A 12,910-nucleotide genomic window follows, 5' to 3' on the forward strand; every position below is an offset into this window, starting at 1 on the left:
CTGATGATCGGTATACTGATTATTGTATTCTTCATGACAATCATCGGAGGGCTGATCGTTGAAAAATTCTTCTTTAAAGCAGCGTGTCGTATGGTTCATTAATGCCGAGACTGAGAAAGTGCTAAGCAACTTGAGGAATGGTGCGGTCAATAGGGACCACGCGCTGGGCAGTCTCCACACCTTGTATCAGGCCGCCTCGTCCACGAGGGACGCCGATATGATGGGCAATCTATGCCGGCTGATTCATCGGATTCGCGAGACCGATCAGAGGCTGGGCGTGTATCATTTCGCTGAAAGAAAAAGCGAGCCTATATAGGATGAACGGCTAACGAGGAAGAGGGCATTCCGATGATCGATCGGGTGCCCTTTTTTCGTTTTTCATCAAAGTCGAAGTCTATCGTTTGGACCGTTTTTTTCTCGATTTAGCTTTGGAAATAGTAGACGTTCCGTTACTGCCATCGGCGCCGCTTGGGGAGAGCCCTTCATCCTGGTAATTATATTCATAGATATGTTTTTCACACGGCACGCAATGGTGGCGTGTAACGACATTCACTTGATGAACGACTTCCACGATTTGCGGATGGTACACGTCGTTTACAACAGTGACAGGAGGATCGTATACGCGAACAGTTGGGCAAAATGGTTTGCAACACATTATTCTGTCAGCTCCTTTCCTAGTAGTCTAATATAGCTTATGCTCATCCCTTATAAGCGGCTTGTGCGAAAGCCTTACGAGACAAATGAGTATAATAGACGGTTAGTAGGGAATGACGGTTATACCACTCTATGTCTCGGCAAATATAAAACAAGCAGGACTGTCGCCAGTCCTGCTTGTCACGTTTTCGAAAGCTTCCAATTGAAGTTGTTCAAGTAGCTCTTCTTCTCCTCGAGCTGCTCGTCGGACGTCTGCTTGTTCCAGTCGTCAGGCTCAAGCAGCATGCCATCGCTCTTCAGCTTCTTGAGATGCGCCTTCAGTGAGCTAAGCCTCGTCAGCAAGGCCTTCACTTCCGCCGCTGACAGCAGGTCCGCAACGAGGAAGACGAGGTCGTCGTCCTGCAGCGCGATGATGCGCTCCGCCAAGTCCTTGTCGACGAACCGGCTGAGGCCCGGATATTCCTGGACTCCCTTGTGAACATCGGTGCGTTCTCCGAACGACATATCGTTATCGATGCCGGTAACGCCAAGAACGTTGCCGCTATCGTCCGTCTGGACGAAGAAGTTGCCCGTGTGGCGGTCGACCTGCATCGACAGCGCGTCCATGAGCTGCAACCGCGATAAGCTTCGCTGAAGCACGGGATCAGCGAAGTCGATTGTCGTTGTCTCGAACTTGCCCGCTTGCTGCCCCTTGGCCTTCTCCATGAAAGAACCGGATTTGACAGAGCCGCCGCTCTCGTGGAGAGCGAACTCCGCATGGGCGATAACGCCAGCGCCCAGCCACTTGTCAAGCCGCGAAGCCGCGACGTTGCGCGCCGCCATATGCGCATCGTTCGGATTGATGTTCGCTTTGTCGGTCGCAACCCAGTGCTCGGTGTCGGCGGAACGCTTCTCCGCTTCCGTTGCGTCCTGGATCTCGCTGCCTTCTACGATTTTCTGCTTGTCGCTTTTGAATACGCCTTCGCGATCGCCGAGATTGACGAAGTCGACGGAATTAAGGGCACCGCTGCCGCTTTCGCCGGTTTTGTTAATGTCGTTGATCGTAGTCGGCTCCATGCCGCGCAGGCTGGTCATGACGATAAACCATTTTGGCGGGAGAGAGGGAGGGGAGTCGACGTAATTCTGCGCTTTCAGCAGCACAAGCGCTCGTTCTCGCTTCAACCGCTCGAGGAATTGCACCATCGACTCCTGCTTTTCGCCCTCCTCCTTGCTCTGAATATATTGAAGCGCGGACTGCTCGACGCTTCCGTACAGCGACTTAAGAACGACCATCTGTTTCTTGATCTCGTCCGGCGTCCTGCCTACGTCCGTTTTGTCCACATAGTTATTGAACTTGTCGAGCAGGGAGAGGAAGGACTTCACCCGCGTGCTGTTCTTAATGAACAGGAAATTCGATTTCGGATCCAGCTCCTTTTCCATCTGCTTGCGGGTTGGCAGGCGTTGGATTGGAGCCTTCGAATTAGCGTTTCCCGCTTTGGAGGCAGGGGCAGCGGCAGCAGGATCGGCTGAACGCTGAACCGGACCGTTCGCCGCGGCGGTACGTCTGCCCATGCTCTCCGCCTCGCGCTCAAGCTTCGGATCGTCGTTAACGGGCAAGCCGCCTATTTCCGTCGTAGGCTTCACTCTGCCTGCGCGCTGCTGCACGATATGGGTCATTTCGTGACCGATCAGCTCCTGCCCTTGCGGCGATTCGGGATTATATTGTCCCGGCGCGAAGTGGATGTCATTGCCTTGCGTATAAGCAAGGGCGCCTACATCCGCGGCCGCAGAGGAATTGGGGTGAATGTTGACGGTGGAAGCGTCGACTTTGAACGCGGCTTGTATTTTGTCAGCTAAAGGCAACGGCAGCTGGTTACGGCCTGCACCTCCGGAGGAAGCGGAGGAGGCGCCGCCTTGAGCCGGGCTTACATCGCTGCCGCTCGCTTTCCGCTGGACGGCTTGTCCGCGATGCATTTGCAGCGCGGCCTGATTGCCGGCAGTTTGCTGGAATTGAAGCAGCTGCTGAGAGGGCGATAGGGGAGCTTGGCTTACGGTGCTCCCAGCCGCCTGAATATCGTTGGATTTTGAAGCGGCCTGCTTGTTCGCAGCCTTCTGATGGTGCTCGAAAGACATAGGCATACCTCTCTCCGGATCGGAATACGGCCCTAGGGCGATGAATGACGAATCATGTCGTTTTGTCGATTACGTATATTGTAATACAATTATTGGCACGAGAGAACATGCAATTTGATCGTAATGAGCCTTTAGGAAGGAAAGATTACGCTGAGGACGCAAAGAAATAGCGAGGACAATCTCCGCATTTGTCACGGGCTGCATAGTATGGCTTAGGAAAGAGAAAGCCTATTATGACGCAGAAGGGAAGCGGAGCTGTGAGTAGGCGACAGTTGATGATTATTTCTTTTATCGTTTACGGCTGTCTGGTTGTGGCAGGGGTTGTAAGCGCCGTTATTCATTATACGAAATAATAAGGGAAAGCCGAGCCTGCTTAACTAGCGGGCTCGGCTTTGCTCATGGTTGGTTTAATTTCGTTTTGCGGTATTCTTTCGGCACGACGCCTTTCTTCTCATGAAAGATACGCGAAAACGTTTTGTAGGAGCCGTAACCGACCTCAAGCGCAATCTCGGACACGCTCATCTCCGTCGAAACGAGCAGGCTGCATGCGTGGCGCAGCCGCAGGTCGTGCAAAAAATGGACGAACGTCTGGCCGGTCGTTTGCTTAATGACCTCGCTAATGCGTGAAATGCTCATCGAGAATTTGGCAGACAGGTCGGCAAGCGACAGATCCTCATGGTAATGGAGATGAATATGGTGGATGATCGGCCATACGGCGTTGCTTCTCTTGCTGGCCGGTTGTGCATCCTCGGGAATAGGTGCGGCCTTGCGCCGCTCGCGGTCGAAGTGGATCAGTATTTCCTTTAGCTTCAATTGAAGCAGCGTCAGTCGCCATGGCTTCGAGCTCCGGTATTCTGCGTACATCTCCTCAATGAGCGAGGCCATCTTCCCGTTTGCTTGCCCGTCAAGCTGAACGAAGGACGGAAGCGTGAGCTGCTCGATGAAATCGATAAGCGATTCGTCCCGACCGGGCCCCATAAGCAAGTCCATGCTGAAGTTGCAATTGTACAGGACAAGCGTGCTGCCTTGCTCGGTGAACAGCTCATGCACCTGATAGGGGAGGACGAAGGTAAACGTACCGGGCTTCATGATATGAGTCACATCGTTGATCGCTTCCGCGCCGACGCCGTCAACAACGAATGAGAATTCCAAAAAATCATGCCGGTGAGGGCGGAAGCCGCTATTAAGCCGGTTCAAGCTAATATGCAGCGGCGAAGAGGTGTCCATATTTGGATACGTTTTCAAATAATCGGGAAAATAGGTCATCTTCTAGGGCTACCTCCGAAAAACTGAGACTTTTATCGAAGAAAGAGCACGCTTTCTTTATTCTTTTATACTACCATAAATGAGGTAAGCTGACTTGGGTTAGCTTCCGCAGAACAAATAACGATGGATTATTATACATTTGGGAGGACTTTATACGATGGCAAGCGACAATAAAATTAGAATCGGCATCATTGGCGCAGGCAATATCGGCCGGGTGCATGCGGCGGAATTCTCTAACCTGGCGGACCAATGCGAGATTACGGCGATTACGGATGCCTATTTGCCTTTGGCGCAAGAGAGGGCGAAGGAATTCGGCATAACGAACGTAGCTGCTTCTCCCGAGGAGCTGATTGCGCGTTCGGACGTGGACGCGGTTATCGTTGGCGTACCGAATCAATTCCATGCTCCGCTTGCGATTCAAGCGCTTGCGGCAGACAAGCATGTTCTCCTCGAGAAGCCGATGGGGATTAACAGCGACGCTGCCCGACAAATTTTGAAAGCGAGCCAGGCATCCGACAAGGTTGTCATGGTCGGTCACCAAATGCGTTGGGAATCGGTTCCGATGCAAATCAAGGAACAGGTCGAGCGCGGTGAGCTAGGCAAAATTTATACGGCGAAGACGGGCTGGTTCCGTCGCAAAGGCATTCCGGGCTGGGGCACTTGGTTTACGAAAATGAACGAGGCAGGGGGCGGCCCGCTGATCGACATCGGCGTCCATATGCTAGACCTCGCGCTCTATTTGATGGGCAATCCGAAGCCGGTATCGGTGTACGGCGCAACGTATGCGGAGTTTGGTCCGAAGCGCAAAGGCATCGGAACATGGGGCAAGCCGAACTGGGACGGCACGTACGATGTGGAAGACTTGGCAACGGCGCTTATCAAGATGGAAGACGGCAGCACGCTGTCGCTTGAAGTGAGCTGGGCGGTCCATATGGATACCGACAATACGCCGTTTGTTCATTTGATGGGCTCCGAGGGCGGCGCAAGCTATCGCGGAGGGAATGGCAAGCTGTTAACCGAGAAGTTCGATCGCCCGATCGAGACGGCACTGACCAAAGCGGACAACGACGAAGGCGAGAGACGACGTCTCAGCCGCCATTTCCTCGAATGTATCCGCGATGGCAAGCAGCCGATCACGTCGGCGCTTACGGGCTACACGAACAACTTGATACTGGATGCGATTTACGAGTCGTCCCGCACGGGCAACGAAGTGAAGCTGAACTGGGATATTAAATAGAAGGAGGCAGTTGCGAAATGCTAAGAGGACTATCAGGCGCAGGTCTAGGCAAGCTGGACAGCGACGAGCAGTTTATTGAGCTTGCGGCAAAATACGGCTTTCAAGCCGTCGATCTCGATGCGCGTGGCCTGATCGAGCGCCATGGACTAGAAGGGGCGCGCGAATTGCTCGCGTCTAACGGAGTCGTGATCGGCTCGATCGGGCTTCCTGTGGAATGGCGCGGTTCGGAGGAGATGTTCCGTGAAGGCTTGAAGGAACTGGCTTCCGCGGCAGCAGCAGCGGCATCGCTTGGCTGCACGAGCTGCTGTACGTATATTTTGCCTTCTACGGATTTGCCGGCTGCGCACTTCATGGCATTGGCAACTCGCCGCTTGCGCACCTGCGCGCAAGTGCTTGGAGCATACGGCATCCGTCTAGGCCTTGAGTTCGTAGGCCCGCACCACTTGCGCACGCGCTGGGCGAATCCGTTCATATGGACGCTGCAAGAAACGCTCGATTGGATCGATGCGATCGGCGAGAGCAATGTCGGCTTGCTGTTCGACGCGTACCACTGGTACACGAACGAGCTTGGCCCGTCGGATATTGAAGCGCTGCGTCCGGAGCAGATCGTTCATGTTCATATCAACGACGCGCCTAACGTACCGGTCGCGGAAGCGCTCGACAACGGCAGGGTATATCCGGGCGAAGGCGTTATCGACTTGGCCGGCTTTCTTAGCTCGCTTCACAAGATCGGCTACAAGGGCCCGGTCGTGCAAGAAATACTGAGCGCGGAAGCGCCGCAAGGCACGGCAGACAGCCTCGCCGAGCGCTCCAAAGCCGGCTTCGACAAAGTGTACGCAGCCGCTGGGTTGCAATAGAAAATACGGAAGCCATCGATTCCTGTAAGGAGTCGATGGCTTCTTTTTCTTGAGCTGCTCCAATTTATTTAGAGGGACTAACTACCGTTAAATTCATGAAAATAAAGGTGTTAGATGGAATAGCGGGAATTTCTCCCGCTCATATATGGATCAATTGAAGGAACGGATGAATATGCTCGAAAATAACTGGAGCTTATCCCGTTATTATTTGGATCGAAGGATATTTGCAGAATATAGAAGGAGATTTTCCAGTTAATACGGGATTGTCCTTGGGATGCACTTCGACGTTTTATCATGAAGCCATTCTTTGGCAAACCTAGGGGCACTTTGATCAATGTGGAAATTTAATCCAATTTCCTGTTTGTCCGCAAGCTCATTGATGATCGACCGAAAAGGCGGCCGGCAACAGGTTGAATTTATGCATGTTGGATTTCAGCAGGATAGAATACCCCTAGAAAGCACTATTCGCTGCTATATTGGATTCTCGCATCAACTTTGCTTCGGAGATGCCACATGAAGGCCCTCCCGCGGAAAGTTAGCGCTGAAATCCAACATAGGTTAAAAAAACACCGTTCGACTGGACAAAGTTAATGCAGAGATCCAATATAGGCGCCTGTCGCAATATGCAACCGACCATTAGATTCGGTTGTCGCTGATCGAGACAGCGCCTTGTTGCTTTTCGCTAACCGTTAAATGCATGAACGAGCTTCGCCTTCGTTAGCGCTAGACGCTTCTCCGCGCCATGCGCCCGCAAAGGCTTGCTCCAAGAGAATCCGTCTCCTATGTATCTCGGAATGAGATGCATATGATAGTGAGCGAGGTCGTTGAACGCCCCGCCATTCTGGCAGATTGTGATGCCATCGGGCCGGAACGCATTTTTCAACGCGACGGAAATACGTCTCGACGCATCCATAACGGCATAAGCGGTATCGGTGTCGAGATCTTCCGCGTCGAGGTAATGCCTCTTGGGCAGAATGAGGGCATGTCCCTCGTTGAATGGCGCGATATCAAGCACGCAGGCGACGAATTCGTTCTCATAGACGACATTTACATCCGGTTCGGTACCGTTAGCGATTCTGCAGCCTAAGCATTCCATTCCATAACCGCTCCCATCCATTCGCTAATGTTCTTTTTCATTTTCAAACAAGAATCCGACTGTAATTGCAGACTTGCGATGCTATGATGTGAAGAAGGCGTAATGATATAGAATGGTAGCATGGCGCAACGCTAATTTCTATATGATTTTTCGTGAGATCTTGCGGGTGTTGCGGCAGATGCATTGTAGCTATGATGAATTATAACCTTCTTTCACGTTGATGAAAGCGGTAACAGGAGCGAAGCTAATGGACAAAAAAACGGGTAACGGGCAACTATGGTCGCTATGGTACAAGCAGCCGGCCTCACGATGGGAGGAGGCGCTCCCTGTCGGCAACGGCCGCATGGGCGGCATGGTTTTCGGAGACGCATATAACGAACGCATTCAATTGAACGAGGATACGTTATGGTCGGGATTTCCCCGCGATACGAACAATTACGAGGCGCTGCGCTATTTGAAGCGCGTGCGAGAACTGATTGCGGAGAAGAAATACGTAGAAGCCGAACAGCTCGTCCAGTCGAAGCTGCTTGGACGCAATGTGGAATCGTATCAGCCGCTCGGTGATTTGTGGTTGAAGCAAACGTTTGACGGCGGCGGCAAGCAGCAGGCCGCCGAGTATACAAGGTCGCTTGATCTGGATCATGCGATTCAGTCGGTTAGCTTCCGCATGGGCGATACGTTCTATCGCCGAGAGCTGTTCGTCAGCGCCGTCGATCAGGTGCTGTGCGTCAGGTATGAGGCGGAGGGGGAAGACGGCTTAACGATCGAAGCATCGCTCACCTCCCCGCAGCCATACGAGTCGAGCAGCGAGAATGACAGCCTGCTTACGCTTAACGGCCGTTGTCCTACGCATGTGGCGGACAACTATATGGGGGATCATCCGAGATCGGTGCAATACGAAGAGGATCGAGGCATCGCTTTCCAAGCGCGTCTTGCCATTCAACTTGGCGATGGCGTGACAACGACGGCTAGCGCGCACCGGCAAAGTATGACGGCGAAGCATGGGCGGACGATTACCCTGATCCTCTCCGCCGCAACGAGCTTCAAGGGGTACGACAAACAGCCGGAGGGCACGGCGGACGAGCTGCGCGAGGCCAACGACCGCCTATTAGAGGCGGCTGCCGCCCTTGGATACGATAAGCTGCGCGAGCGGCATATTGCGGAGCATCAGAAGCTGTTCCGGCGCGTTCAGCTGCATTTGGGCGTGACGGAGAACGGGCTCCTGCCGACCGATGAGCGGCTTGCCGCGTACAAGCGCGGCGAGAGCGATCCGGGGCTTGAGGCGCTCTACTTCCAATACGGCCGCTACCTGCTAATGGCAAGCTCAAGACCAGGCACGCAGCCTGCTAATCTGCAAGGCATATGGAATGATCGAATCCAGCCGCCTTGGAACAGCGACTATACGACGAACATCAATACCCAAATGAACTACTGGCCGGCAGAGCTCGCTAATTTGAGCGAATGTCATGAGCCGCTGCTGCGGATGATCGAAGAGCTTAGCGAGAACGGCACGCGGACAGCGGCGATCCATTATGGCGCGGAGGGCTGGGTCGCGCATCATAACGTCGATCTATGGCGCGCGTCCACTCCGACCGCCGGACATCCGAGCTGGGCGTTCTGGCCGCTTGGCGGCGTATGGTTGACGCAGCATCTATGGGAGCATTATTTGTACAATCCGGAGCTGGCGTTTCTGCGCGACAAAGCATATCCGCTCATGCGCGGCGCGGCATTGTTCTGTCTCGACTGGCTGGTTGAGTCCGAAGACGGATACCTGATGACGTCGCCTTCGACGTCGCCGGAAAATAAGTTTCTGACGGATGAGGGAGAAGCGTGCAGCGTAGCCGTTTCATCGGCGATGGATATCACGCTGATCCGCGAGCTGTTCGAGCATATGCTGGTTGCGGCTAACCTGCTTGGAGCGGATGAGCAATTGTCAACTAGGATTGAGTCGGCTCTCGGCAAACTGCCGCCTTTGCGAATTACGCCAAACGGGTTGCTTCAAGAATGGCATCATTGCTTTGAGGAGCAAGAGCCTGGGCACCGCCATGTGTCCCATCTCTACGGCATTTATCCGGGAACGGCCGTTAACCGCGAGAGTACGCCCGAGCTGCTAGAAGCGGGCAGGCAGTCGCTTGCGAGCCGGATTGCCAATGGCGGCGGGCATACGGGCTGGAGCTGCGCGTGGCTAATCAACTTGTACGCCCGTCTTCGCGAGCCGGAGCAGGCGTATCGGTTCATTCATACGCTTCTCGCCCGGTCGACGCATCCGAATCTGTTCGATGACCACCCTCCGTTCCAAATCGACGGCAACTTTGGCGGAACGGCCGGCATTGCGGAGCTGCTTCTCCAAAGCCATTTGGACAAGATCGAGCTATTGCCCTCTCTGCCGGAAGCATGGCCGACAGGGTATGTTAGAGGCTTGAAGGCCAGAGGCGGCTTCGAAGTCGATCTTAGCTGGGCTGATGGCAAGCTGACGGAAGCCCGCATCCATTCGACGCATGGGCAGAATTGCAGTTTGTCGTACGCGGATAGAGCGCTTGACGTTCGTTCGGCGAACGGAACGGCAATGGATGCAAGCAAGCCATTCACCACTACAGCCGGACAATGGTATACCATAACAGTCAAATAAATAAATAACGATGAAATGCGAAATAGACGAGGAGAGTGTCTTAATGACGAATCAAACGCGTTACCCTTATGAAAATTCGGCTTTGCCGGCGCATGAGCGCGCGGTCGATCTCGTGTCCCGCTTTACGCTTGAAGAGAAGGTCGAATCGATGGTGCAATACCAGCCGGCGATTGATCGGCTTGGCGTGAAGGCTTATAAACACGGTACGGAAGCCGCCCACGGCATGGCTTGGCTGGGCGAGGCGACGACTTTCCCGCAGCCGATCGGCCTTGGCTGTACCTGGAATCCGGAAATCATGAAGGAGATCGGATCGGTTATCGGCGACGAGGCGCGCGTCTATTATCAGCGCAATCCGGCAATTAACGGTCTTACTCTATGGGCGCCGACTGTCGATATGGAGCGCGATCCGCGTTGGGGGCGTACGGAGGAAGCGTACGGCGAAGATCCGAAGCTGACCGGAGAACTGACGGCCGGACTTGTACAGGGTATCCAAGGCGACCATCCGAAGTACTTTAAGGCGGTCGCGACGCTGAAGCATTTTATCGGCAACAACAATGAAATCAATCGAGGCAGCTGCTCGGCAAGCATCGACCCGCGCAACATGAAGGAATATTATCAAGCCGCGTTCAAGCCTGCTTTCGTTAAGGGCGGCGCGCATTCGATGATGACTTCGTATAATTCGGTCAACGGCACGCCGACGATTCTCCATGACGACGTTAACAAGGTCGTGAAGGAAGAGTGGGGCATGAACGGCTTTATCGTCAGCGATGCGGGCGATCTGCTGGGCATCGTGAACGATCACCACTATTACGACAATTATAAGGAAGCTGTCGCGCATTCGATCAAAGCGGGCATCGACAGCATTACCGACGACAAAGACAAGTCCTGCGCGGCTATCCGCGAAGCACTTGCAGAAGGGCTGCTAGCGGAAAGCGATCTTGACGTGGCGCTCATTAACACTTTCCGCGTGCGTTTCTTGCTAGGCGAATTCGATACGGATGAAGAAGTGCCTTATGCGAATACGCCAGAGTCGAAGCTATGCGCGCCTGAGCATGCCGAGCTGTCGCTCCGTGCCGCGCGTGAATCGATCGTATTGCTGAAGAACGAGAACAATGCGCTTCCGCTTAATAAAGAGAAGCTCCGCAGCGTTGCCGTTATTGGACCGCTTGCCGATATCGTGTACCGCGACTGGTACTCGGGCTCGCTCCCTTACAAAGTAACGCCGCTGCAAGGCATAACCAGCAAACTCGAAGGAAAGAACGTCACGTATAGCAGCGGAAACGACCGCATCGTTTTGCAATCGGCGGCAAGCGGCGAAGAGCTGCGTATCGCGGCTGACAACGGGAACCGTCTACAGGCTGCGGGCAAGGGCATCGCCGGCGATACGTTCGAGCTGGCCGATTGGGGCTGGGGCAGCTATACGCTGCAAAGCATCCGGAACGGCAAGTTGCTCACGAGCGCGGACGATGCGAACATTGCAGCCAACGCGGACGAAGCGTTCGGCTGGTTCGTGAAGGAAGTATTCAAGCTGGACGAGCAAGAGGGCGGCCAATTGGCTATCCGTACTTGGAACGGCAAGCCGGTCGTCGCTTCGGAAGGCGGAGCGGGCTCGCTCGTCGTATCCGAAGAGGACGGCGAAGGCGCGAACAAGCAATCCGGACTGTTCGCTAAGAAGGTCGTAAGCGATGGTATCGCCGAAGCAGTGGCAGCGGCGAAATCGGCAGAAACGGCAATCGTGTTCGTCGGCAACAATCCTCTCATTAACGGCAAAGAAGAGATCGATCGTCCGAGCCTTGACCTTGCCGCATCGCAGAACGAGCTGATCAGCGCCGTTCACGCGGCGAACCCGAATACGATCGTTGTCGTCATCGGCAGCTATCCGTTCGCGCTGAATGAAGTGAACGGCAGCATTCCGGCAGTCGTTTACTTGTCGCATGCGGGACAAGAGCTCGGCAACGCCGTAGCGGATGTTTTATTCGGCGACTACTCGCCGGCCGGACGCCTGAACATGACGTGGTACAAGTCGGAGGAGCAGCTTACCGACCTGATGGACTACGACATTCGCAAAGGAAAGCGGACTTATTTGTACTTCGACGGCGAGCCGCTTTATCCATTCGGTCACGGTCTTAGCTACGGTCGATTCTCGTATAGCGGACTAGAGATTGCCGACCGCACGAAAGGGATGAACGGCGAAGTTCAAGTCCAGCTTCGCGTTACGAATCATTCATCCATGAAAGCCGACGAGGTTGTACAGCTCTATGTCCGCGTTCAAGGCTCAAGAGTGGAACGTCCGCTCAAGAAGCTCGTTGGCTTCACGCGAATCGCGCTGCAGCCGGGCGAGACGAAGCTTGTCCAGCTTGCGGTACCGGCGGAAGAGCTGGCAATTTGGGACGTAACGCGCGACGTATTTTGTCTGGAGACGGCGGAATATACGTTCATGGCAGGCGGATCATCGGCCGACGTGAAGGCGGAGGCGTCGATTGCCATTGCAGGCGAAATCATACCGGCCCGCAATCTATCGCTTCAGACCCGAGCGGACAACTATGACGAGTATGCCGGCGTTTACTTGGACGAGAGCAAAGAAGGCGGCTCATGCATCCGTCTATCCGGTGAAACCGGCTGGATCGCCTTCAAAGACATCGATTGGAGCAATGGAGCCGCGAATATCGAGGTAAGAGCAGCCGGTGGCGAAGCAGGCGGCGCCATTACGGTTCGGTCAGGCGGCGAGAGCGGAGCCGTTGCGGCTATCCTCGAGGTGCGGGCGAGCGGAGAGCAACCTTGGAGCACCGTCTCGGTAAAGCTGGACGGAGTTGACGCATCGAAAGACTTGTATCTGGAACTGAGCGGCAGCGTTAAGCTGAGCAGCTTCCGGATCCACTAAGTACGCAATATTGCATGTCCTTTTGAAGAAGGAGACCCGAAGGAGTAAGCAGCGAGCATGCTGCAAGCTCCACGGGTCTCTTTTTTCACATCCGTATCTCCGATTCGAATCTGAAAAATTGTCTAATTATGAGGGTATGCTCCGGGTAAACAATGTTATATTATATAGGATGCTTATT

At 54.2% G+C, this 12,910-nt stretch carries 8 protein-coding genes; 5 read left to right on the top strand and 3 right to left on the bottom strand.

Translation table 11 applies throughout. The features are described from left to right. The first annotated feature begins 58 nt into the window (after window positions 1–58). Entirely contained in the window at window positions 59–316 is a 258-nt protein-coding gene (locus tag J2T14_RS06710) for a hypothetical protein (RefSeq protein ID WP_307203602.1), read from the top strand. Window positions 317–834: 518 nt separating this feature from the next. Here J2T14_RS06710 and J2T14_RS06715 read toward each other — a convergent pair. Both J2T14_RS06715 and J2T14_RS06720 read right to left on the bottom strand, forming a co-directional pair. Then, entirely contained in the window at window positions 835–2,766 is a 1,932-nt protein-coding gene (locus tag J2T14_RS06715; protein WP_307469161.1) for an eCIS core domain-containing protein, read from the bottom strand. Window positions 2,767–3,162: 396 nt separating this feature from the next. Next, window positions 3,163–4,032 carry a helix-turn-helix domain-containing protein gene (locus tag J2T14_RS06720; protein ID WP_307203604.1) on the bottom strand — a complete coding sequence of 290 codons (870 nt, stop codon included), beginning with the start codon at window positions 4,030–4,032 and terminating at the stop codon, window positions 3,163–3,165. Window positions 4,033–4,189: 157 nt separating this feature from the next. Between J2T14_RS06720 and J2T14_RS06725 the strand changes: the two genes are divergently transcribed. Continuing rightward, a complete protein-coding gene (locus tag J2T14_RS06725; RefSeq protein WP_307469163.1) occupies window positions 4,190–5,269 on the top strand; it encodes a Gfo/Idh/MocA family protein in 1,080 nt (359 codons plus the stop codon). A gap of 17 nt (window positions 5,270–5,286) precedes the next feature. Beyond that, the gene (locus tag J2T14_RS06730; RefSeq protein ID WP_307203606.1) at window positions 5,287–6,126 is read left to right on the top strand and encodes a sugar phosphate isomerase/epimerase family protein; all 840 of its coding nucleotides are present in this window, start codon (window positions 5,287–5,289) and stop codon (window positions 6,124–6,126) included. 682 nt (window positions 6,127–6,808) lie between these two features. Here J2T14_RS06730 and J2T14_RS06735 read toward each other — a convergent pair. Beyond that, window positions 6,809–7,222, bottom strand: a complete 414-nt coding sequence (locus J2T14_RS06735) for an HIT family protein (RefSeq protein WP_307469169.1) — start codon at window positions 7,220–7,222, stop codon at window positions 6,809–6,811. Between the two features lie 247 nt (window positions 7,223–7,469). On the opposite strand from J2T14_RS06735, the gene J2T14_RS06740 reads away from it, so the two are divergent. Both J2T14_RS06740 and J2T14_RS06745 read left to right on the top strand, forming a co-directional pair. After that, a complete protein-coding gene (locus J2T14_RS06740) occupies window positions 7,470–9,851 on the top strand; it encodes a glycoside hydrolase family 95 protein (RefSeq protein WP_307469171.1) in 2,382 nt (793 codons plus the stop codon). 43 nt (window positions 9,852–9,894) lie between these two features. Further along, complete coding sequence (locus J2T14_RS06745) at window positions 9,895–12,732, top strand: glycoside hydrolase family 3 C-terminal domain-containing protein (RefSeq protein ID WP_307469174.1); 2,838 nt, start codon at window positions 9,895–9,897, stop codon at window positions 12,730–12,732. Window positions 12,733–12,910 lie beyond the last annotated feature (178 nt).

This window comes from Paenibacillus harenae, from assembly GCF_030812415.1.
GTDB lineage: Bacteria > Bacillota > Bacilli > Paenibacillales > Paenibacillaceae > Pristimantibacillus > Pristimantibacillus harenae_A.

Coding starts and splice junctions, on each gene's coding strand:
- J2T14_RS06720 (WP_307203604.1), bottom strand. CDS start 4,032: ATGACCTATTTTCCCGATTATTTGAAAACGTATCCAAATATGGACACC.
- J2T14_RS06715 (WP_307469161.1), bottom strand. CDS start 2,766: ATGTCTTTCGAGCACCATCAGAAGGCTGCGAACAAGCAGGCCGCTTCA.
- J2T14_RS06735 (WP_307469169.1), bottom strand. CDS start 7,222: ATGGAATGCTTAGGCTGCAGAATCGCTAACGGTACCGAACCGGATGTA.
- J2T14_RS06730 (WP_307203606.1), top strand. CDS start 5,287: ATGCTAAGAGGACTATCAGGCGCAGGTCTAGGCAAGCTGGACAGCGAC.
- J2T14_RS06745 (WP_307469174.1), top strand. CDS start 9,895: ATGACGAATCAAACGCGTTACCCTTATGAAAATTCGGCTTTGCCGGCG.
- J2T14_RS06740 (WP_307469171.1), top strand. CDS start 7,470: ATGGACAAAAAAACGGGTAACGGGCAACTATGGTCGCTATGGTACAAG.
- J2T14_RS06725 (WP_307469163.1), top strand. CDS start 4,190: ATGGCAAGCGACAATAAAATTAGAATCGGCATCATTGGCGCAGGCAAT.